At 62.1% G+C, this 20,977-nt stretch carries 17 protein-coding genes and 1 pseudogene; 14 read left to right on the top strand and 4 right to left on the bottom strand.

Annotation, left to right across the window (positions count from 1 at the left end; translation table 11 throughout):
- Positions 1-103: 103 nt before the first annotated feature.
- The 5 genes from RIF85_RS08505 (at position 104) to RIF85_RS08485 (ending at position 4,717) form a co-directional block, all read left to right on the top strand.
- The gene (locus RIF85_RS08505; RefSeq protein WP_309071476.1) at positions 104-814 is read left to right on the top strand and encodes an ABC transporter permease; all 711 of its coding nucleotides are present in this window, start codon (positions 104-106) and stop codon (positions 812-814) included.
- On the top strand, positions 814-1,563 hold the full coding sequence (locus RIF85_RS08500) for an ABC transporter permease (protein ID WP_309071475.1): 750 nt from the start codon (positions 814-816) through the stop codon (positions 1,561-1,563). The genes RIF85_RS08505 and RIF85_RS08500 overlap by 1 nt, the downstream gene beginning before the upstream one ends.
- Positions 1,560-2,531 carry an ABC transporter substrate-binding protein gene (locus tag RIF85_RS08495; RefSeq protein WP_309071474.1) on the top strand — a complete coding sequence of 324 codons (972 nt, stop codon included), beginning with the start codon at positions 1,560-1,562 and terminating at the stop codon, positions 2,529-2,531. The genes RIF85_RS08500 and RIF85_RS08495 overlap by 4 nt, the downstream gene beginning before the upstream one ends.
- Before the next feature lie 78 nt (positions 2,532-2,609).
- Positions 2,610-3,827, top strand: a complete 1,218-nt coding sequence (locus RIF85_RS08490) for a pyridoxal phosphate-dependent aminotransferase (protein ID WP_309071473.1) — start codon at positions 2,610-2,612, stop codon at positions 3,825-3,827.
- Positions 3,828-3,862: 35 nt separating this feature from the next.
- Positions 3,863-4,717, top strand: coding sequence for a polyphosphate kinase 2 family protein (locus RIF85_RS08485; RefSeq protein WP_309071472.1), 855 nt, complete (start codon positions 3,863-3,865; stop codon positions 4,715-4,717).
- A gap of 22 nt (positions 4,718-4,739) precedes the next feature.
- Here the strand turns inward: RIF85_RS08485 and RIF85_RS08480 are convergent, their stop codons facing one another.
- Positions 4,740-4,994 (bottom strand): exodeoxyribonuclease VII small subunit, encoded by a 255-nt coding sequence (locus RIF85_RS08480; RefSeq protein ID WP_309071471.1) that lies wholly within the window; start codon positions 4,992-4,994, stop codon positions 4,740-4,742.
- Positions 4,991-6,307: an exodeoxyribonuclease VII large subunit gene (gene xseA / locus RIF85_RS08475; protein ID WP_309071470.1), complete on the bottom strand. Its 1,317-nt coding sequence runs from the start codon at positions 6,305-6,307 to the stop codon at positions 4,991-4,993. Before xseA ends, RIF85_RS08480 begins: the two co-directional genes overlap by 4 nt.
- 248 nt (positions 6,308-6,555) lie before the next feature.
- Here xseA and RIF85_RS08470 point away from each other — a divergent pair, with 248 nt between their 5' ends.
- Positions 6,556-7,398 (top strand): hypothetical protein, encoded by an 843-nt coding sequence (locus tag RIF85_RS08470; protein WP_309071469.1) that lies wholly within the window; start codon positions 6,556-6,558, stop codon positions 7,396-7,398.
- Between the two features lie 89 nt (positions 7,399-7,487).
- Positions 7,488-8,573, top strand: a complete 1,086-nt coding sequence (locus RIF85_RS08465) for a 4-hydroxy-3-methylbut-2-enyl diphosphate reductase (protein ID WP_309071468.1) — start codon at positions 7,488-7,490, stop codon at positions 8,571-8,573.
- A 35-nt stretch (positions 8,574-8,608) separates the two neighbouring features.
- Here RIF85_RS08465 and RIF85_RS08460 read toward each other — a convergent pair whose 3' ends face one another.
- Entirely contained in the window at positions 8,609-9,865 is a 1,257-nt protein-coding gene (locus RIF85_RS08460) for a DNA recombination protein RmuC (protein ID WP_309071467.1), read from the bottom strand.
- A 96-nt stretch (positions 9,866-9,961) separates the two neighbouring features.
- Here RIF85_RS08460 and ychF point away from each other — a divergent pair, with 96 nt between their 5' ends.
- The 4 genes from ychF (at position 9,962) to RIF85_RS08440 (ending at position 15,885) form a co-directional block, all read left to right on the top strand.
- Positions 9,962-11,047, top strand: coding sequence for a redox-regulated ATPase YchF (ychF, locus tag RIF85_RS08455; protein ID WP_309071466.1), 1,086 nt, complete (start codon positions 9,962-9,964; stop codon positions 11,045-11,047).
- A gap of 257 nt (positions 11,048-11,304) precedes the next feature.
- Positions 11,305-13,098 carry an ABC transporter family substrate-binding protein gene (locus RIF85_RS08450; RefSeq protein ID WP_309071465.1) on the top strand — a complete coding sequence of 598 codons (1,794 nt, stop codon included), beginning with the start codon at positions 11,305-11,307 and terminating at the stop codon, positions 13,096-13,098.
- A gap of 226 nt (positions 13,099-13,324) precedes the next feature.
- On the top strand, positions 13,325-14,866 hold the full coding sequence (locus tag RIF85_RS08445) for an ABC transporter permease subunit (protein WP_309071464.1): 1,542 nt from the start codon (positions 13,325-13,327) through the stop codon (positions 14,864-14,866).
- Positions 14,863-15,885, top strand: a complete 1,023-nt coding sequence (locus RIF85_RS08440) for an ABC transporter permease (RefSeq protein WP_309071463.1) — start codon at positions 14,863-14,865, stop codon at positions 15,883-15,885. The genes RIF85_RS08445 and RIF85_RS08440 overlap by 4 nt, the downstream gene beginning before the upstream one ends.
- Positions 15,886-15,947: 62 nt before the next feature.
- Here RIF85_RS08440 and RIF85_RS08435 read toward each other — a convergent pair whose 3' ends face one another.
- Positions 15,948-16,577, bottom strand: a complete 630-nt coding sequence (locus tag RIF85_RS08435; protein ID WP_309071462.1) for a PH domain-containing protein — start codon at positions 16,575-16,577, stop codon at positions 15,948-15,950.
- 101 nt (positions 16,578-16,678) lie between these two features.
- Here RIF85_RS08435 and RIF85_RS08430 point away from each other — a divergent pair, with 101 nt between their 5' ends.
- The 3 genes and pseudogenes from RIF85_RS08430 to RIF85_RS08420 all read left to right on the top strand — a co-directional run.
- Positions 16,679-18,514 carry an ABC transporter ATP-binding protein gene (locus RIF85_RS08430; RefSeq protein ID WP_309071461.1) on the top strand — a complete coding sequence of 612 codons (1,836 nt, stop codon included), beginning with the start codon at positions 16,679-16,681 and terminating at the stop codon, positions 18,512-18,514.
- Between the two features lie 223 nt (positions 18,515-18,737).
- Positions 18,738-20,654 carry a translational GTPase TypA gene (gene typA, locus RIF85_RS08425; RefSeq protein WP_309071460.1) on the top strand — a complete coding sequence of 639 codons (1,917 nt, stop codon included), beginning with the start codon at positions 18,738-18,740 and terminating at the stop codon, positions 20,652-20,654.
- A gap of 13 nt (positions 20,655-20,667) precedes the next feature.
- Positions 20,668-20,977 (top strand): annotated as a pseudogene (locus RIF85_RS08420) (hypothetical protein); the annotation flags it as partial.

The following is a 20,977-nucleotide window of genomic DNA, read 5'->3' as shown; positions in this document are numbered from 1 at the left end:
GACGGTCGCGTGATCGGCGTGGTCGAGGCTGCCGAAGTGCTTGAGCTCATCGAGGAAGCACGCCTCGACCGCGGCCGGGCTGACCACAACACGGCGGTCTGACGTGGAGTGGTTCATTGACAATTTCTCCTACGTTGCAGAACTGACCGGATACCACCTGATTCAGGCAGTCCTTCCGCTGGTGTTCGGCGTCGCCATCGCGATCCCGGTGGCGCAGGCTGCCCGGCTGAGCAAACCCCTTCGCGGCATCATCCTCACCACGTCGGCACTGCTGTACACAGTGCCCTCGCTTGCGATGTTCGTGTTGCTTCCGCTGATTCTCGGCACCAAGGTTCTCGACATGCTGAACGTCATCGTCGCACTGACCATCTATGCGGTTGCGCTGCTGGTGCGATCAACGCTCGATGCGCTCAATTCGATTGACGACGGCGTGCGGCAGGCAGCAGTAGCGATGGGATTCACGCCGCTGCGCCGTTTTCTTACGGTTGACCTTCCGCTCTCACTCCCGGTCCTCTTCGCCGGTCTGCGGGTCATCTCGGTCACGAACATCTCGCTCGTCAGCGTGGGTGCGCTGATTGGGCTTCCGAGCCTGGGAACCCTGTTCACCGACGGGCTGTTCCGGTCGTTCCCCACCGAAATAGTGATCGGGATTATCGTGACCCTGGTACTGGCGCTCGTCATGGACCTGATGCTCGTGGCGCTTGAACGGGTGCTTACGCCATGGGCACGCAACGTCAGAACGCCGGAACCGATGCTCATCACCAAAGAGACGCAGCTTTCGGTGGACGCCTCACCGGCAGGGAGCGCCTCCTGATGGATTATTCCAGCAGCAATCTCCTGGTCCAGATGTTTGAGTGGCTCACGTTCCCCGCGAACTGGAGCGGACCGGCCGGTATCCCGGTACGAATCCTTGAGCACCTCGGTTACACCGGGCTGACCATTCTCATCGCCGCGGCCATCGCGGTGCCGATCGGGCTGGCGGTTGGACACACGGGAAAGGGCAGGGTCGTCATCGTCTCCGGCGTGGGCATTCTTCGTGCGTTGCCCACCCTGGGCGTCCTCATCCTGTTTGTCCTGCTGTCCGGCCTTGGGCTCATGCCGCCTATCTGGGCCCTGGTGCTGCTCGCCATACCGCCAATCCTCGCGGGCGTGTACGCCGGTATCTCGTCGGTGAATCCGGCGGTGGTGGACGCTGCACGCAGTATGGGGATGAACGAGTTGCAGGTACTGTTCCGCGTCGAACTGCCGAACGGGCTGCAGGTGATACTTGGCGGCTTCCGGGCCGCGGTGCTGCAGGTTGTCGCGACGGCCGCCGTCGTCGCCTTCATCAATCTCGGCGGGCTCGGAGTGTTCCTGATCGAGGGCACCCAGTTGCGCGACAACGGCCGCCTGTTCGGCGGGGCCGTCGTCATCGCCGTCGTGGCTATCGCCGTCGATGGCGTCATGGCGCTGCTACAAAAATTTGCCGTCTCGCCCGGCCTGCGGTCAGCCCGCGTGCCGGCGGAACCGTCAAAGACCGGTGGGCAGGAAGCCCACGCACGTTCACAAGGAGGAACACCATGACCATCTCATCCACGCGCAGCTTCCGGCGTGGCCTGCTCGGCCTCACCGCAGGTCTGACCGCGGCGCTCGCCCTGTCAGCGTGCGGTGCCAACTCAGATCCGCAGGGCGGCACCGAGAGTGAAGGCGCAGAGGGCACCAGCGGGCCGGTGACTGTAGGTTCTGCTGACTTCCCGGAGAGCCAGATCATCGCCGAAATCTATGCCGGCGCGCTCAACGCGGCCGGTATCGAGGCGGACACCCAGCCCAACATCGGATCCCGCGAGATTTATTACCAGGCGCTCGTGGACGGATCGGTGGACATCATTCCCGACTACAGCGGCAACCTGCTGCTGTTCCTCGATTCCGAGGCAACCGCGGAGTCCGCGGAGGACATCGTAGCGGCGCTGCCGGATGCGCTCGCGGCTGAGTCCCCGGACGTCAACCTCGGGGTGCTTGAGCCTTCCGAGGCTGAAGACAAGGACGCCATGGTGGTCACCGCCGCCACCGCCGAGAAGTACGGATTGACCTCGCTCGAGGACATGGCTGAGGTGTGCGACGAACTGGTCATTGGCGCCCCGGCCACGTTCGCCGAACGGGCGTACGGTCTGCCCGGACTTGAGGAGAACTACGGGTGCGTCCCGAAGTCCTTCGAAGCCATCAACGACGGCGGTGGTCCTGTGACGCTTGAGGCGCTCCTGAATGACACCATCCAGGTGGCGGACATCTTCACCACCACACCGTCAATCGCTGACAACGATCTGGTGGTGCTCGAAGACCCGGCCAACAACTTCATCGCCCAGCAGGTCCTGCCACTCGTGAACCTGGACACCGTCGGCGAAGACGCGCAGGCCGTCCTCAACGAGGTTTCCAGCGTCCTCACCACGGAGCACCTCATCGACCTCAACCGCGAGGTCAGCGGGGATGAGAAGCGTAACCCCGCTGACGCCGCCGCCGACTGGCTCGAGGAAAACGGCTTGGCAGGCGAGTAACGCCCTTCAGCCCGGGTCCGCTCAGTTGCCTTGATCACAATGCAGGGGCGCGGGCCCGGGCTATGGCATTCTTTGTTAATGGCCGAATTCAAGCAATCAGACAAGCTGCACAACGTCCTCTACGACATCAGGGGGCCGTTGCTTGAGCACGCCAAGCGCATGGAGGCGGAAGGCCACCGCATCCTTAAGCTGAACATCGGCAACCCGGCGCCTTTCGGGTTCGAGGCGCCCGATGCCATCCTCGTCGACATGATCCGGCACCTCCCCAAGGCCCAGGGATACAGCGATTCACGCGGAATTTTCTCCGCCCGCACGGCAGTGGTCCAGTACTACCAGAGCCGCGGCATCCAGAACATCGATGTGGATGACGTCTACCTGGGCAACGGCGTCAGCGAGCTGATCACCCTGTCACTGCAGGCCTTGCTGAACAACGGTGAAGAGATCCTGGTACCTACGCCGGACTACCCGCTCTGGACTGCGTCAGTGAGCCTCGCCGGAGGCACCGCCGTCCACTACCTGTGCGACGAAAGCAATTCCTGGTGGCCTGATGTCGAGGACATCGAGTCGAAGATTACCCCGCAGACTCGGGGCATCGTGCTGATCAATCCGAACAATCCCACCGGGGCCGTTTACCCGCGTTCTGTGATCAAGCAGATCGTGGATCTCGCCCGCCGCCATGACCTCATCATCTTCGCCGATGAGATTTACGAAAAGATTCTGTACGACGACGCCGTGCATGTGAATGCTGCGTCCGTCACCGGTGACGACGTGCTGTGTTTGACCTTCAGCGGGCTGTCGAAGGCCTACCGCATTGCCGGCTTCCGCAGCGGGTGGATGGCCATTTCCGGGCCGAAGCACCGTGCCGCTGACTACATCGAAGGCATCAACCTGCTGGCGAATATGCGTCTCTGCGCCAACGTCCCCGCTCAGCACGCAATTCAGACCGCGCTTGGTGGTTACCAGAGCATCAACGACCTGATCCTGCCTGGTGGACGCCTTCGCCAGCAGCGGGACAAGGCATACGAGCTGCTCAACGCCATCCCCGGCGTGTCCTGCGAACTGGCCAAGGGAGCCCTCTACCTTTTCCCGCGTCTGGATCCTGATGTTTATCCGATCAAGGACGACGAGCAGTTCGCGCTGGACCTTCTCAAGCAGCAGAAGATTCTGATCTCACACGGCACCGCATTCAACTGGATCAATCCGGATCACTTCCGGATGGTCACTCTGCCGAGCGTCAAGGACATCGAGGACGCAATCGGACGACTGGCGGAATTCCTGAGCACCTACAAGCCCTGACCTGCGCCCTGGCGGTGCCCGAACGAGGAGGTTCCATGCACACTGCTCCCAATTTCAGTGTCTCTCCCACGCAGTCGCTGCTTGCGGGGCCCGATTTCGATCTTGCACGAATCGACCCTGCGTCGACTCCCGGTTTCACTGGCGGGAAGCAGGAAGGGAAGGCTCGGCTCGCGGCGGGCACGGACCGGCTGTCCGAGCTGCAGGAAAAACTTTTCGCTGAGAGCCGCTTCGGCAGCGAGATCTCAGTGCTGTTGATCCTGCAGGCCATGGACACTGCGGGGAAGGGCGGCGTCGTCCGGCATGTCGTGGGTGCAGTGGATCCCCAGGGGGTTCAGCATCACGCCTTCAAGGCGCCTACGGTGGCGGAGCAGAAGCATGACTTCCTGTGGAGAATCCGGAAAGAGCTTCCCGGTCCGGGGATGATCGGTGTGTTCGACCGGTCGCATTACGAAGACGTCCTGATTCACCGGGTGCGTAAGCTGGCTGAACCCGAGGTGCTGAACGAGCGGTACGGGAAGATCCGGGAGTTTGAGGCCGGTCTGGTCGATTCGGGGACGCGGATCATCAAGGTGATGCTGCATCTGAGCAAAGATGAGCAGAAGAAGCGCCTGACGGAGCGGCTGGAGCGTAAGGACAAACACTGGAAATACAATCCCGGAGATCTTGCCGAGCGCGCCCTCTGGGACGACTACCAGCAGGCTTACCAGATAGCCATTGAGCGGACAAGCACCCCGGACACGCCTTGGTTCGTGGTTCCGGCGGATCGTAAGTGGTACGCCCGGATCGCCGTCCAGCAGTTGCTGAGTGACACACTGGCGGGAATGCAGCTGAGCTGGCCCAAAGCCACATTCGACGTGGCAGGGGAGAAAGCGAAGCTCGCAGCCACCTGACGGCCAGCTATGGACCTGGCGGTTAGCTCTGAGGCGCGGCGGGCGAATCTGCCTGGTCACGGGACGCGGCGAGGCGCTTACGCGCTCCCTCCAGCCATTGCTCGCAGTGATCCGCGAGGGCTTCGCCGCGCTCCCAAAGTGCCAGAGACTGCTCAAGGCTTACGCCGCCGGCTTCCAGTTGGCTGACCACCTTGACCAACTGCTCCCTCGCGTCCTCATAACTCAGCTCCGACACGTCTACCGACGCTGCAGCGGCGTTGGCTGCATTCTCGCTCATATCTGGTCCTCACTCTCGTGCGAATTGCTGTTGGACGCTGAACGGGCGTTGAATCTACCGCCTGCGACCCTGATGCGTAGAAGGGAATCCTGCGGTGCCTGGTTTGGATCTCGCACAACTTCTCCGGCCTCGTTCTGAACGACTGCGTACCCGCGGTCGAGCGTGTTCTGCGGCGAAAGCGACCGGACGTGGGCCCGCAGGTGCGCTACACGGTCCGATTCCCTGGCCAAAGCACCTTCAATCGCCATCGTGCTGCGGTTGCGCAGCCGCACGAGGTCATCGTGGCGGACAGTCACCATTCCGCTGGGCTGGGCCAGGACCGGACGGGACTTCAGATGAGCCAACCGCTCTGTCTCGCGGGTCATCAATTGGTCGACGCACCGCCGCAATTGCCCCCTCGCCTGACGGATACGCTGCAGCTCCTCGGAGACGTCGGGGACAACCCGCTTGGCAGCGTCCGTGGGAGTGGAAGCACGGAGGTCGGCGACGTCGTCGAGCAGGGGATGGTCTGCCTCATGCCCGATAGCGCTGACCACCGGAGTGGTGGCGGCAGCCACAGCGCGTACGAGGTCCTCGTTGCTGAATGGAAGAAGATCCTCGAGCGAACCGCCGCCACGGGCGATGATGATGACATCCACCTCCGGCATCCGGTCGAGTTCGAGCAGCGCCGAGCGCACCTGCGAGACGGCATTGACGCCCTGCACGGCGACTTCACGTATTTCAAAATCGACCGCAGGCCAGCGTAAACGGGCGTTCCGAAGGACATCTTTCTCGGCGTCGGAATCCCGCCCGGTGATGAGGCCGATACGGTGAGGCAAAGCCGGTAGGGGGCGTTTGCGATGCGCAGCGAAAAGCCCTTCAGCCGCCAGATCCTGACGGAGGCGCTCGATCCGGGCGAGCAAATCGCCCAGACCGACCGGGCGAATATCCCACGCCTGCATGGACAGGCGTCCCGTCTTGACCCAGAAATCCGCCTTGAGCCGGGCGACAACCCGCGATCCGCGCTCCAACGGCATCGCGAGCCGGTCCATCACCGTTCCCCAGACCGTCAAGGACAGTGATATCTCCGCGTCAACATCACGAAGGGTGACGAAGCACATGGTCCCACGTTTGTTCAGCTCAATGACCTGACCCTCAACCCAGGCGGCGGGAGCGCGCTCAATGTGGGCCTTCAACTTCTCCGAGAGCACGTGGAGCGGCCATGGGCGCTCAGCGGATGTCTCAGCTGCTGTCTCAGGGAGTGTGGATGGGTCCCCGGGGTTAGGCGGGCCGGCTGCGACCACGGTGCCCAAGAAAGCGCCGTCGTGGTTCATCAAATACCGCATCCTCCCGAAACAACCCGCTTTGCAGTCCGAGTTCACGAACGCTGCTTCTCGCAGCGCCGCCGGCTGCGGGGCTTCATCACTAGTTAATGTTTATCAGGTACCCCTGACAACGGTGGCACCGGACGGCCGCATGTGCAGGAGCAGAGCGCCACAAGGCAGGCGGCATAGGGCGGGTGCTGCGGCGAGGTAAGCAGGGGTCATAATCGAAGAATTGTCGATCAACGGAACGGGAGCCGATGAGAACCGCCGGTTCGGCCTTCTTTGCCCTGTTAGCCCTCCTGTTCGGTGCGGTGGCGCTGCCGAGTGCGTGGGTCGCCTTGAACGTGGCTGCAGAGGAGGGGTTCGTTCAACTGACGTCGCCGCTCGCCAGTAACCCGGAGTTCACGGGCGCCCTCGCCGACGCGCTGTCCGAAGAGAGCATCTCGGGCGTCGAACTCCCGCCGGAGATGGCGGAAGCAGCCCGACCTGTCGTGAGGGATGTCGCGCTGGGCATCACCCAATTGCCCGGCTTCACAGAGGCGTGGCAGGAGACCCTTGGACGCTCGCATGACCTGACGTTCACGGCTGAGGCTCAGCCGCCGAACGACCCCGCGGGACGGGCATTGTTTACGCTCGACGTCGCACCGTTGGTGGGTCTGGTGAGCTCCGAGATCGGCGGACAGTTCGGGGTCGACGTGCCTGTTCCTGAACAGGTGCCTGTAGCGGTCGGCGGAACGGACCGATTCGACGTCGTCGATCGCATGGAGACAGCCGCGGCGCTGTGGCCGGTGCTTGCTCTCGCCGCTGGCGTTGGCGCAGTCATCGCCCTCGCGCTCGCCCGCCGTCGGAGCACGACGACTGCATTGCTCGGTCTCGGGGTGTTGATGATCGGGGCGGCGCTGTGGCTCGCCGCCGGCTTGGCTCCTGTTTCTGTGGACCGGGTTGCCGTGGGAGGAGCCGTGGCGGACGTGTTCATGGTTGCTCTCGTTACACGGGCTGCAACTGACTTCCAGGAGTGGTGTCTGGCAGCCGTTGCCGCGGGAATCCTGTTGACGGTTGCGGGCACTGTGGGCCGTCTGTTGAGTGGCTCCCGAAGATAGACCGTGCTGAGAGCCGACCACGCTCGGCTCTCAGCGGACAGGCCCGCGCGCCCGCCGAACCGGTGAGTCCGGGCCGTTAGCATGGAGTTATGTCTTTAACAGCCGTATCCGTGCCTATGCCGATGGTGCCCCGCAAGCGTCGCTCACCGGAAGAGGTACACGCCGCTGCGCCGGTTGCGGGAACTCGGAGAGTTCTTCTTGCGGCTCCTCGGGGGTACTGTGCCGGCGTGGATCGGGCCGTTATCGCTGTTGAGAAGGCACTGGCCCACTATGGCCCGCCGGTTTATGTGCGGAAGCAGATCGTTCACAACCTGCACGTGGTGTCGACGCTTGAGGAGAAGGGCGCGGTCTTCGTCGAGGACACAGATGAAGTTCCTGAAGGCGCGCTGGTGGTGTTTTCCGCACACGGTGTTTCTCCTGCGGTGGTCCAGTCCGCAGAGGAGCGGAATCTCCGGACCATCGACGCAACCTGCCCTCTGGTGACAAAGGTCCACCGTGAAGCAGTGCGCTTTGCGCGCGATGATTTTGACATCCTCCTGATCGGCCACGACGGGCACGAGGAAGTAGAAGGAACCGCCGGTGAAGCGCCCGACCATATCCAGATTGTGAACGGCCCGGAGGACGTTGACTCTGTGACGGTCCGTGACCCGAGCAAGGTGATTTGGCTGTCGCAGACGACGCTCAGCGTTGACGAAACGATGGAGACTGTGGCGCTGCTGAAAAAGCGGTTCCCCACCCTGCAGGATCCGCCAAGCGACGACATCTGCTATGCAACCTCAAATCGCCAGGCGGCGATCAAGAAGATTGCACCCGAAGCGGATCTCGTGATCGTTGTGGGCTCGGCGAACTCCTCCAACTCGGTGCGTCTTGTCGAAGTGGCGCTTGAATATGGGGCAAAGGCATCACACCGGGTGGACTTCGCCAATGAGGTGGATGAATCCTGGTTCGAAGGAGTGTCCACCGTCGGTGTGACGTCCGGTGCCTCCGTACCGGAGAACCTGGTGAAGGACGTGCTTCGTCTGCTTGCCGATTACGGATACGCGGATGTCGAGGAAGTAGTCACCGCGGAGGAAGACATCATCTTCTCGCTTCCGAAGGAAATACGTGCAGCGTTGAAGGCCATGGGTGACCCCTCCAGTGGACTGGGAGGACGCGGGCAGCGCCCCACCTCCTGAGTTCATCTCTGTGAGTTATCGCTGACGCGGCTCCCTTATGCAGATTGCTCCACAGGCGCCGCCTCGGACCGGGAGTCAATGAGTTCCGGTGCACTGAGCAGGCGCGGCGTCGTCTCCACCGCCTTCGTTGTGAGCCCGGGATCCTGGTCATCGGTCTCGAAAGCGTTGATTCTGCGGGCGGTCGGCAACACTCTCGACTCGAGGGTGCCGACGAACGAGTTGTACTTTTCCACTGAGCTCTTGAGCGAAGTGCCGAGGCGCGTGATGTGTGAACCCATGGTGCCCAACCGCTCGTACAGCTCCCGTGAGAGGTCGTACAGTTCCTTGGCGTTCTCGGTCAGGACGTCCTGGCGCCAGCTGAATGCAACGCCCTTCAGGATGGCGAGCAAGGAAACGGGGGAAGCCAGCACCACATTGCGGCTGAAGGCATAGTCCAGAAGGCCAGGATCCGTTTGCAGCGCGCTGGACAGCACGGACTCAAGCGGTATGAAGCACACGACAAGGTCGGGGGAGTTGTCAGTGCCCTCCCAGTACTTCTTCCGCGCGAGTGCGTCCACGTGGGCCCTGACTGCTTTCACATGCTGGGACAGTAGCTCCCGACGGCGACCTTCCTCGAAGGCGCCTTGCCCCTGATCGTCTGTCGACGGGTGGGACTGGGCCTCCAGATAAGCGTCCAGGGGTACCTTGGAATCCACGACGATCTGCTTGTTGCCCGGTAGTTGGATGATCATGTCCGGGCGGGCGGTGTTCGATGCCCCCTCCCGGGAGGCAATGGTGAGCGTGGCCTGTTCATGGAAGTCCACCCGGGGAAGCATGCCCGCGGATTCGACGATTCGCCTCAACTGCACCTCGCCCCACTGGCCGCGGGTTGTGGTGCTGCGCAGGGCAGAGGCAAGCGAATGGGTAGTGGACAGCAGCTTCGAATCGGACAGCTGTGCTTCCTGCAACTGCTGGGCAAGCTGCCCAAATTGCTGGGCGCGCTCCCGCTCCAGTTGGCCCACATGGGCCTGGACCTGGCCGAGTTTGTCGGCGAGCGGAGCGATGGCACGCAGAACCGACTGATCATGACCGGACTGTTCCATAAGCTGCCTGTTCTGCGCCTGCAGGATCCTGTTTTCCGCCTCAGCAGCCGCGCGGGCGGAAACGGCAGTACCCAGCCGGGTACCGGCGTCGTCCACTTCATTCCGCAGCCCCGTAAGGACCGGTCGGATCAGCGCAACTGCGACACCTGCTCCGACAATGAGACCAATTACCGCGGCAAGAACTACGAAGAGAAGAGTGAATCCGTCCATGATTCAACCTTCGCAGGCGCCTCTGACATTTTCGGAGAGCCCGGGGCCGGGAGCGGGCGCGCCGCGTGCGGCAACGCGACGGTAGACTGTTATCCCGTGGCTCTTACTATTGGCATCGTCGGACTGCCCAACGTCGGCAAATCAACCCTCTTCAACGCTCTCACCAGGAACAGCGTCCTGGCTGCGAACTACCCGTTCGCAACGATCGAGCCCAACGTTGGAGTAGTGAACCTGCCGGATCCGCGCCTCGGGCAGCTTGCTGAATTGTTCAGTTCACAGCGGGTGCTGCCGGCAACGGTCTCGTTCGTGGATATCGCGGGGATCGTCAAGGGCGCCTCGGAAGGGGAAGGGCTCGGTAACCAGTTCCTCGCAAATATTCGGGAGGCTGAAGCGATCGCCCAGGTAGTGCGCGTGTTTGATGATCCCGACGTCGTGCATGTGGACGGTGCGGTGAACCCTGTCTCGGACATGGAGACCATCAACACGGAACTGATTCTCGCCGACCTTCAGACGCTTGAGAAGGCGATTCCGCGCGTGGAAAAGGAAGTCAAGATCAAGAAGCGCGAGGCCGCGCAGCTTTCCGCGATGCAGGCGGCGCAGGCTGTTCTTGAGCGCGGCGACACCATCTTCTCTTCCATCGCCAAAGACAAGCTGGAGATGGAGCACCTTCGAGAGCTGAGCCTCCTTACGGCCAAGCCTTTCATCTATGTGTTCAACGCTGACGACTCGGTGCTGGGGAACGAGGAGCGTCAGAGCGAACTCCGTGCGCTGGTCGAACCCGCGGACTGCATTTTCCTTGACGCCAAGCTCGAGGCAGACCTGGTCGAGCTCGATCCCGAGGAAGCGCGGGAGATGCTGGAGATGAACGGCCAGGAAGAATCCGGCCTCGACCAGCTCGCCCGAGTCGGCTTCCACACGCTTGGGCTGCAAACCTATCTGACTGCCGGTCCGAAGGAAGCCCGCGCCTGGACCATCCGCAAGGGCGCCACCGCACCGGAGGCGGCAGGCGTGATTCACTCTGACTTTCAGAGGGGTTTCATCAAGGCTGAGGTTGTCTCCTTCCAGGATCTGGTGGCTGCTGGTTCCATGGCCGAAGCCAAGTCCCGCGGCAAGGTACGGATTGAAGGCAAGGAATACGTCATGGCCGACGGCGACGTTGTGGAGTTCCGCTTCAACGTCTAGGGGCTTTCTGCCCCGGAACTGCTTGGATCACGGGACGTCCCAACCCAGGCGGCCGTTTCTTTACTGTGCCCACGTAAGCAAATTTGGTTGCATCTCGGTAACAACCGTCACCACCCTTCCCTTTGGATACCTACCGGTAACAAATACCGCCTAAGCTTTTCTTCATGTGAGGCACGCCACTTTGACCATCAAAGTGCGTGTCAGTCCTTTGTAAAACCATGAAGGACATCTTCCACAACATGAAACAAGGAGGCGGAATGCGTTTCGGACGTACTTCCAAAGCCGTAGGTGTGGCAGCAGTTGCTGCACTTGCACTGAGCGCCTGCGCCGAGAGCGGCGGCGGCGAAGATCCGGGCACAGGGGGCGGGGGCGAAGCTTCCGGTGGCACAGTCACCGTTGCCGAAGTCAACCCGTTCAGCTCGTTCAACTCCGACACCGCCGTAGGCAATGTTGATATCAACAACAAGGTGGCGCTGCTCACAACGAATGACTTCAACTACATCAACAGCGACCTCGAAGTAGTTCCGCGCGAGGAGTTCGGAACCTACGAGGTTGTCTCTGAGGATCCGCTCACAGTCACGTACACGGTTAACGAAGGCGTTACCTGGTCTGACGGTGAGCCGGTGGATGCAGATGACCTGCTCCTTTCCTGGGCATCCACCTCGGCATACTTCGACGACGAATCAGACCCGGACCCTGAGGTGGAAGGCGACGAAACCGGAACCACCTACTTCTCCGCTGCCTCAACCGCCGGCCTCGACCTGACAGAGATGCCCGAGCTGGGTGAAGACGGACGCTCGATCACTCTGGTCTACTCCGAGCCCTACGCGGACTGGGAGATCGCCTTCGGCGTCACCGACACCCCGGCGCATGTCGTCGCTACCAATGCGGGCCTCGCTGACGGTGATGCCCTCATCGAAGCGATCCAGAACGCACCGGAAGGGGATCCTGAGAATCCGCAGGAACGTCCGGAGATCTCCGCTATCGCGGATTTCTGGAACACGGGCTTTGACTCCACGAGCCTCCCGAGCGACCCGGCTCTCTATCTCTCGAACGGTCCTTACGTCGTTTCCGAGATGGTGCCGGATCAGTCGATGACCCTGGTTCGCAACGAGGACTACAACTGGGGACCGATCCCTGCAATCGACGAAATCACCATCCGTTACATCGGTGATGCGAACGCACAGGTTCAGGCTCTTCAGAACGGTGAAGTCGACATCATCCAGCCTCAGGCTTCGGCTGACACGCTGACGTCGCTGGAAGCCATCGACGGTGTCGAAATCCTGCAGGGCCCTGAGCTCTCCTTCGACCACCTGGACCTGTACCAGGAGGGTGGAGTCTTTGCTGACGAGAACGTCCGCAAGGCCTTCATGAAGACCGTTCCGCTTGAGCAGATTGTTGATGCAACGATTCGTCCGCTTGATCCGGAGTCCGGTCCCCGCATGTCCCAGATCTTCGACTTCGGCACCGAACCTTACCTGGCGGCAGTCGAAGAAAACGGATCGTCCGAGTACGCCGAAGTTGATATCGAGGGCGCCAAGGAACTGCTCGATGGTGCAACTCCTGAAGTTCGCATCATGTACAACGCAGAGAATCCGAACCGCGTCGATGCTTACACCCTTATCGCCGAGAGTGCCGAGCAGGCCGGTTTCCGGGTTGTTGACGTCGGTCTCCCCGGCGCTGAGTGGGGACCCGCGCTTGAAGAAGGCGGCGCCCGTTGGGACGCCACCATCTTCGGCTGGATCAGCCCTGGTGTCGGCGTGACCGGTGTACCGCAGCTCTACGGTTGCGGCTCCGCCTCGAACTACGTTCAGTGGTGTGATGAAGAGGCGCAGGAGGCCATGGATGAGCTGATCCTGACCACCGATCCGGCCGAGCAGCAGGAACTGCAGACTCTCGTCGACACCCGTCTCTACGAGACCGGCTTCGGCCTGCCGCTGTTCCAGTCTGTCGGTATCAACGGTGTGAGCGATCGCATCGAAGGAACCGAGTACATGTCCAACCAGGACGGCATCTGGTGGAACTACTGGGAGTGGACCGTAGCGGAGTAATCGCTGACGGCGATATAACCGTTCGAAACTGAGATCAGGAAGCGCCGGGGTCACTACGTGCTCCGGCGCTTCCTGACGTTTCAGGCGAATTCGAGCCACGCACACTGATTGGGAAAGCCCAAATTTCCGTTCAACGTGACCTGAATTACGCTCGTTTATGACCTCCCGGCTCCGTCCGGGTCCAACCGGGGAGATCCCGGACGCTCAACTCTGAGGCTGACAAATAATGCTGACGTATATCGTTCGGCGGCTGATCGTCGCTGTACTCATACTTCTTGGCGCGTCTTTTCTCGTATACGTCCTGACAGCGGTGTCAGGCGATCCACTCGCGGATCTTAGGGAAAGCAACGCGCCGAACAGGGACCAACTCATAGCGTTTCGCACAGATCTGCTGAACCTCGATGTCCCACCGGTCCTGCGCTACTTCGCATGGCTTGGGGGAGCGGCTGGCTGCCTGGTCCCCTTTGCAGCAACCTGCGACCTTGGCAACGCCATCAATGGTGCGGAAGTAACGCAGCTCCTTGAACGGGCGATGGGACAAACCATCCTACTCGTCACCGCTGCGACCATCCTCGCAATCCTGATCGGTATCACTCTCGGGATCATCACCGCCCTCCGCCAGTACAGTGGGCTGGACTACGGCGTCACCTTCATGGCGTTCCTCTTCTTCTCACTACCGATCTTCTGGGTGGCAGTTCTGTTGAAGGAGTACGGGGCGATCAGCTTCAACGATTTCCTCCGGGAGCCGGATATCTCACTGTTTGCGCTGATCGTGTGTGGATTACTCACCGCTTTCCTCTTCTATCTGGTGTCGGTGGGAAACCTGAAGAAGCGGCTTCTGACTGCCGCCGTCGGGTTTGCTTTCGCAGTCGCGCTGCTGTGGACTCTGGATGCATTGGGATGGTTCCTTACCCCAGGATTCGGACCAGTCGTCATCGCCATCATCGGTGTGGGTCTCGCCTACGGTGTAACGCTTCTGTCCGCCGGCCTGAAGAACCGCAAGGCTCTGTACAGTTCGCTCATTGTCGTGGGAATCGGCATGGTGGCTTACTTTGCGGTTCAGCCGTTGCTGGACCGTGCCACCGGTCTGATGATCTTCCTGCTGGCTGTCGCTACCGTCCTGGTAGGTGTCGCCGTGGGCCACTTCATGGGTGGATACGACCGGCGCCAGAACATGACCGCGGCCGGGCTGACCGCCTTCCTCATGGGATTCTTCATCCTTCTTGACCGCTTTATGCAGGCCTGGCCCGCTTACTTCGACAACAGCCGCATCCGGGGGCGTCCAATCGCCACCATCGGGTCCTCAACTCCGAATCTTCAGGGCGATTTCTGGATTCTTGGTCTCGACACCTTCACCCATCTGCTTCTTCCGACCATTGCCCTGATGCTGATTTCGCTGGCCGGTTACAGCCGGTACTCCCGCGCCTCGATGCTCGAGATCATGAACCAGGACTACATCCGCACGGCCCGGGCGAAGGGCCTGGGCGAACGAACGGTGGTCATGCGGCACGCGTTCCGTAACGCACTGATTCCGCTGGCTACCCTCGTTGCCTTCGACATCGGTGGCCTGATTGGCGGAGCAATCATCACCGAACAGGTATTCGCATTCAGCGGTATGGGCCAGCTTTTCGTCGGTGCACTGCGCGTGGTGGACCTGAACCCGGTCATGGGCGTATTCCTCATCACCGGCATTCTGGCATTGGTCTTCAACCTAGTCGCTGACCTTGTCTATTCCGTCCTCGATCCGCGCGTAAGGGTGAAAGCATGAGCACACGAATCGGCGAAAGCACAAAAGTTGCCGAGAACGAGACGAAGGGACTCAGCCAGGGACAAATAGTCCGGAAGCGGTTCCTGGGGCACACCGCGGCGGTCATCAGCATGGTGGTATTCCTCGCGGTCGTGGTGCTGGCCTTTACTTCCATCGGGTATGCCGGCATACCCGGGTGGTGGAAATGGAACTATGTCGAGACACCCAGCCTGGCAACCCCGAACGGTGCACCGACCTGGACGTTGCCCTTCGACTTCGGAGATCACCCGTTTGGCCAGGACCGTGTAGGACGCGACCTGTTTGCCATGACGATGCGTGGGGCCCAACTGTCCCTCATCATCATGTTCATCATCGGGGCGATCGGTGCCGTCATCGGAGTGGTCGTCGGTGGTGTATCCGGCTATTTCCGGGGATGGATCGAGGCAGTTCTGATGCGTCTCACCGACGTCATTATCATCATCCCCCTGCTGATCCTGGCTGCCGTACTTGGCACGGTGGGTAATGAGCTCGCGGGTAGGGGCACCTTCTTCAACGCGATCTTCGGCGGCAGCGCCGGAATCATCCTGCTCGGAGTCTTCATCGGTCTGGTGATCTGGACGGGCCTCGCCCGGCTTGTCCGCGGCGAGTTCCTTTCCCTCCGCGAGCGCGAGTTCGTCGATGCAGCCCGGATCGCAGGGGCATCGAACGCGCGGATCATCTTCAAGCACATCCTGCCGAATGCCGTCGGCGTCATCATCGTGAACACCACCCTCGTGATGGCGTCAGCGATCCTCCTCGAGTCCGGTCTGTCCTTCCTCGGACTGGGTGTCCAGCCGCCGGACATCTCGCTGGGCAACCTGATCAGCCAGAACCAGGCCGCTTTCGCAACCCGTCCCTGGCTGTTCTGGTGGCCGGGTCTGTTCATCGTCGTGATCTGCCTGTCGATCAACTTCATCGGCGACGGTCTCCGCGATGCTTTTGACCCGCGGCAGAAGAAGTTCAACGCGAAGAAGGCCGCTGAGCCAAAGAAGCCGGCCTGATGACCAGTTTCAGTACCCGGGGGATGCGTAGCGTCTACCGTACGCGAGGCGCCGGCCTGCTGTCACTGCAGAGCAAAAGTGAACACGCTCAGCAGCAGCAGGCCGGCGACCACGCTCAGCGGCAGCCAGTTGATCCGCCGTTCGACCCGAGCGAAGTCTGTAGCGTCCACGTCGATCAGGCCCTTTTCGACCTGGCGCTCCCACTCCGAACGGACCAGCAGGGCTGCGAGACCGGAGTCGGTGTTGCTGAGGTCTCCAGGGCGGACGCTACCGCCGGCGCCGTAACTGGAGCTCGGCAGGTTCTGCATGTTCTCAGGTTTCCCCGCATGTGCTCCTCGGACTCCGGGGGCGGGGGCTGCCCAAGCGGTGTAGCTTCCGTTGGGCGTGATCAGCTTGAGCGCATACTTTGTGTCGACGTGAATAAGGCCTGCCCAGGGCACGTCGACAGTCCTGGTGGGATTACGCAGCTGAACTCCGTCCGGTCCGACGATCACGGCCGGATACCAGAACAGCCACCAGGCGATAGCCGCGACGGCCAGCAGCGGGGAAGCCGCGGCAAGTGCCTCCAGCCCCGACGAAACGATGGAGCTCGCGAGCCCCACGCCCACGATGACGCAGGCAATCACCAGAATCCAACGGCTGCTGCGGGGACGAAAGACGGTGGTCCGAGTGGGACCGGTCGGCGAGTTCATACCTCCATATTTCCAACATTCAGCGTCGGCGCCGTAATCAGCGGGCAAACAGTCCGCTCAACCGCGCCGTACACCCGGTCACACAGTGGAAGGACAGCACTATGACCAACGACATCATTGAAGGCAACGGGAGCAAGGAAAATCCTCCATCCGCCCGTCAGCCGGTGCTCGAAGTTCGCAACCTCAGCGTCGACTTCGGCGTGGAGAAAGAATGGGTTCCCGCTGCAATCGACCTGAACTACCACGTCAACGCCGGTGAAGTGCTCGCCATCGTCGGTGAATCGGGTTCCGGCAAGAGCGCAAGCTCAATGGCTCTGCTCGGACTTTTGCCCAGCAACAGTCGGGTCACCGGCGAGGTCATCCTCAACGGCCGGTCGATTCTGAACCTCTCGGCGAACAAGCTCCGGGAAGTGCGCGGCAATGACGTCGCCGTGATCTTCCAGGAGCCGATGACTGCGCTGAACCCGGTCTACACGGTCGGGTTCCAGATCGTGGAAACGCTGCGGTTGCACAATGCCATATCGCCGGACGAGGCGCGCGAGCGTGCCCTCAAACTGTTGGAGATGGTGGAGCTTCCCGATCCGGAAAAGGCGTTCCGCTCCTACCCGCACCAGCTCTCGGGCGGTCAGCGGCAGCGCGCGATGATCGCCCAGTCGCTCTCATGCGATCCCAAGCTCCTCATCGCTGACGAGCCGACCACTGCTCTTGACGTTACGGTCCAGGCAGAAATCCTCGACCTGATGCGCAATCTCCGCAACAAACTGGATAGCGCAATCGTGCTGATCACGCACGACATGGGTGTCGTTGCCGACCTGGCTGACCGCATCGCTGTGATGCGCAAGGGGATCATCGTGGAGACGGGCACGGCCGAGAAGATCTTCCGCGAGCCGGAACACCCGTACACGCAGGACCTCCTCGCAGCGGTGCCACATCTTGGCCAGGGGTCCGAGGGCGGCACTGACGACGTCGACATCACAGCCGCGCTTGCTGCTGCCACTCACTCGGAACTGGTGGGAGTGGATGCCGAGGAACTCGAACGCCGGGAACGCGCCGTGCTCGCAGGCCTGGAAGAGCAGGTCGCTGCAGAGCGGCAGAGCCGGGGAGACGCAGTCCTCGAACTCGTCAACGTTGCGATCGAATACCCCAAGCAGGGCAGGGTGCCGGCGTTCCGGGCCGTCGAGAATGTGACGCTGTCCATTTGGCCCGGCGAAGTCATGGGTCTGGTGGGTGAGTCCGGCTCCGGCAAGACCACTATCGGGCGGGCCGCCGTCGGCCTTTTGCCGGTGGCAGAGGGATCCATGCGCGTTGTCGGTACGGATATCTCGGGCTACAAACCGACCTCCCGGGAACTGGGAGCAGTGCGGAAAAACGTGGGCATGGTCTTCCAGGATCCGTCCTCGTCGCTCAACCCGCGGCTGCCGATCGGTGAAAGTATCGGCGAACCGATGTTCCTCGCCGGAGAGGCGAAGGGCGCCGAGCTGCAGAAGCGAATCGAGACGCTGCTGGACCAGGTGGAGCTGCCCCGCTCGTACCGGAACCGTTACCCGCACGAGCTCTCGGGCGGACAGAAGCAGCGCGTGGGCATCGCCCGTGCGCTGTCGTTGAAGCCAAAACTCATGGTTGCGGACGAGCCCACGTCCGCACTGGACGTTTCCGTCCAGGCCAAGGTGCTTGAGCTCTTCCAGAACCTGCAGCAGGAAATGGGATTCGCCTGCCTGTTCGTGACCCACGACCTCGCGGTGGTAGACGTCCTCGCCGACCACATCTGCGTGATGCGCCGCGGCCGGATCGTCGAGCAGGGCACCCGGGACCAGATCCTTCGAAACCCGCAGGACCCGTACACCCAGCGCCTGCTTGCCGCTGTGCCGCTACCGGACCCGGAGAAGCAGCGCGAACGGCGTGAGCTCCGCGCACGCCTGCTGGCCTCGGCCGAGTAGAAACGCCCAACGCACGACGGCGGTGCCTCCCTCTTTGTCCACGGCAGGGGAGGCATCGCCGTCGTTCGTTAAGTCGGTGAGCAGCGGGGCTGCCAGGGCAGGGTGAGCAGGCTCGTTAGGCCATCTTTTGCCTAACGCTTAGACTGGTAGTAGAGCGCGCTGTGCCGCCCGCTTTCATTTTTCCTTGATGCTCACCCAGCCCCTAAGAAACGAGTCATTCCGCATGTCTGTATCCACGAGCAACACTGCAATCCGCAGTGACCTTCGTAACGTTGCCATCGTGGCGCACGTCGACCATGGCAAGACGACGCTCGTTGACGCGATGCTGAAGCAGACCAACTCCTTCGCCGCCCACGGTGAGGTTGAGGATCGTGTCATGGACTCCGGCGACCTGGAGCGCGAGAAGGGCATCACCATCCTCGCGAAGAACACCACGGTGTTCTACGAGGGTCCGTCCGCCAACGGTGAGCGCATCACCATCAACGTCATCGACACCCCGGGCCACGCCGACTTCGGCGGCGAGGTTGAGCGCGGGCTCTCCATGGTCGACGGCGTGGTACTGCTGGTGGATGCCTCTGAGGGTCCGCTGCCGCAGACCCGCTTCGTTCTGCGTAAGGCCCTCGCAGCCAAGCTGCCCGTCGTGCTCCTGGTCAACAAGACCGACCGCCCTGACTCCCGTATTGACGAAGTTGTGAGCGAGTCGATGGACCTGCTTCTGGGCCTGGCGTCCGACCTGTCGGACGAGGTTCCCGACCTGGACCTCGATTCCGTCCTCAACGTCCCGGTTGTCTACGCCGCAGCCCGCGTCGGAGCTGCTTCCCTGGAGCAGCCGGCAGACGGCTCAGCCCCGGACAACGACAACCTTGAGCCCCTCTTCAAGACCATCATCGAGCACATCCCGGCACCGAGCTACGACCCCACCGGGGTCCTGCAGGCGCACGTCACCAACCTCGACGCTTCACCGTTCCTTGGCCGCCTGGCACTGCTGCGTATTTTCAACGGCACGCTGCGCAAGGGCCAGCAGGTTGCCTGGGCGCGCCAGAACGGTGAGCTCAAGACGGTGAAGATCACCGAGCTCCTCGCCACCAAAGCACTGGACCGGGTGCCCACTGACTCTGCAGGCCCCGGCGAGATCGTGGCCGTTGCCGGTATTGAGGACATCACCATCGGTGAGACCCTCACGGACGTCGACAACCCGCAGCCGCTGCCGCTGATCACCGTGGATGACCCGGCTATTTCCGTCACCATTGGTATCAACACTTCGCCGCTGGCCGGCAAGGTCAAGGGCGCCAAGGTGACTGCCCGTCAGGTGAAGGATCGCCTGGACAAGGAGCTCATCGGTAACGTCTCACTGCGCGTGCTTCCCACCGCACGTCCGGACGCCTGGGAAGTACAGGGTCGCGGCGAGCTCGCGCTGGCCATCCTCGTGGAGCAGATGCGCCGCGAAGGCTTCGAGCTGACCGTCGGTAAGCCGCAGGTTGTCACCAAGGTTGTGGACGGCAAGGTCCACGAGCCGATGGAGCACATGACCATCGACGTCCCGGAGGAATACCTCGGCGGCGTCACCCAGCTCATGGCGGCGCGCAAGGGCCGGATGACCAACATGGCGAACCATGGCACCGGCTGGGTCCGCATGGAGTTCATCGTTCCCGCCCGCGGCCTCATCGGCTTCCGCACCCGCTTCCTCACCGACACCCGTGGTGCCGGCATCGCGTCCTCCTACTCGGAGGGCTATGAGCCGTGGGCCGGCGACATCGAGTACCGCACCAACGGTTCGATGATCGCGGACCGCTCCGGCGTGGTCACCCCGTTCGCGATGATCAACCTGCAGGAGCGCGGTTCATTCTTCGTTGAGCCGACCTCCGAGGTGTACGAGGGCATGATCGTCGGCGAGAATTCCCGCGCCGATGACATGGACGTGAATATCACCAAGGAGAAGAAGCTCACCAACATGCGTGCTGCTTCCTCGGACAGCTTCGAGAACCTCACGCCTCCGCGCAAGCTCACGCTTGAGGAATCACTCGAGTTTGCCCGCGAGGACGAGTGTGTCGAGGTCACCCCGGAAGCCATCCGCATCCGCAAGGTCATCCTCGACGCCAACGAGCGTCTGCGCGCAGCACGTTCCCGCGCACGCGCCTAGGGACCGGCGTCCCTTGCCGGCTGCCGGCGAAGCTGCGGGCGCACAAAGGCAGGGGAACGACGACGGCGCCAGCCCGGCCGCCGTCGTCGTTCCGCCTTCTCCTCACCTCGCCCGATGGCATGGAGTTCTAGCTGCCGTTGTGGCAGGGGTCCTCGCCGCTGTCTTCGGTACCGCTCTCCACGCGAACGTCTGGTACCTGGGCGGCATGGGACTGCCCGTCGGGGCGCTGGCGGCGATCGTGCTTGCGGTCAGTCTGGCCGTCTTCGTGGCGGTGTCCGGCCGCAATGTTCTTCTTGCCGGCCTCACGGGAGCAGTGGCGTACA

Source organism: Arthrobacter sp. (genome assembly GCF_031179385.1).
Taxonomy (GTDB): domain Bacteria; phylum Actinomycetota; class Actinomycetes; order Actinomycetales; family Micrococcaceae; genus Arthrobacter_D.
This window is presented reverse-complemented; position numbering and strand designations above follow the sequence as displayed.

Bases quoted from the DNA above. Each gene is read 5' to 3' on its own strand.
- RIF85_RS08495 (WP_309071474.1), top strand. From the start codon at position 1,560: ATGACCATCTCATCCACGCGCAGCTTCCGGCGTGGCCTGCTCGGCCTC.
- xseA (WP_309071470.1), bottom strand. From the start codon at position 6,307: ATGAACCACGACGGCGCTTTCTTGGGCACCGTGGTCGCAGCCGGCCCG.
- RIF85_RS08465 (WP_309071468.1), top strand. From the start codon at position 7,488: ATGTCTTTAACAGCCGTATCCGTGCCTATGCCGATGGTGCCCCGCAAG.
- RIF85_RS08480 (WP_309071471.1), bottom strand. From the start codon at position 4,994: ATGAGCGAGAATGCAGCCAACGCCGCTGCAGCGTCGGTAGACGTGTCG.
- RIF85_RS08440 (WP_309071463.1), top strand. From the start codon at position 14,863: ATGAGCACACGAATCGGCGAAAGCACAAAAGTTGCCGAGAACGAGACG.
- RIF85_RS08470 (WP_309071469.1), top strand. From the start codon at position 6,556: ATGAGAACCGCCGGTTCGGCCTTCTTTGCCCTGTTAGCCCTCCTGTTC.
- RIF85_RS08450 (WP_309071465.1), top strand. From the start codon at position 11,305: ATGCGTTTCGGACGTACTTCCAAAGCCGTAGGTGTGGCAGCAGTTGCT.
- RIF85_RS08445 (WP_309071464.1), top strand. From the start codon at position 13,325: ATGCTGACGTATATCGTTCGGCGGCTGATCGTCGCTGTACTCATACTT.
- RIF85_RS08490 (WP_309071473.1), top strand. From the start codon at position 2,610: ATGGCCGAATTCAAGCAATCAGACAAGCTGCACAACGTCCTCTACGAC.
- RIF85_RS08460 (WP_309071467.1), bottom strand. From the start codon at position 9,865: ATGGACGGATTCACTCTTCTCTTCGTAGTTCTTGCCGCGGTAATTGGT.
- RIF85_RS08485 (WP_309071472.1), top strand. From the start codon at position 3,863: ATGCACACTGCTCCCAATTTCAGTGTCTCTCCCACGCAGTCGCTGCTT.
- typA (WP_309071460.1), top strand. From the start codon at position 18,738: ATGTCTGTATCCACGAGCAACACTGCAATCCGCAGTGACCTTCGTAAC.
- RIF85_RS08435 (WP_309071462.1), bottom strand. From the start codon at position 16,577: ATGAACTCGCCGACCGGTCCCACTCGGACCACCGTCTTTCGTCCCCGC.
- RIF85_RS08430 (WP_309071461.1), top strand. From the start codon at position 16,679: ATGACCAACGACATCATTGAAGGCAACGGGAGCAAGGAAAATCCTCCA.
- RIF85_RS08500 (WP_309071475.1), top strand. From the start codon at position 814: ATGGATTATTCCAGCAGCAATCTCCTGGTCCAGATGTTTGAGTGGCTC.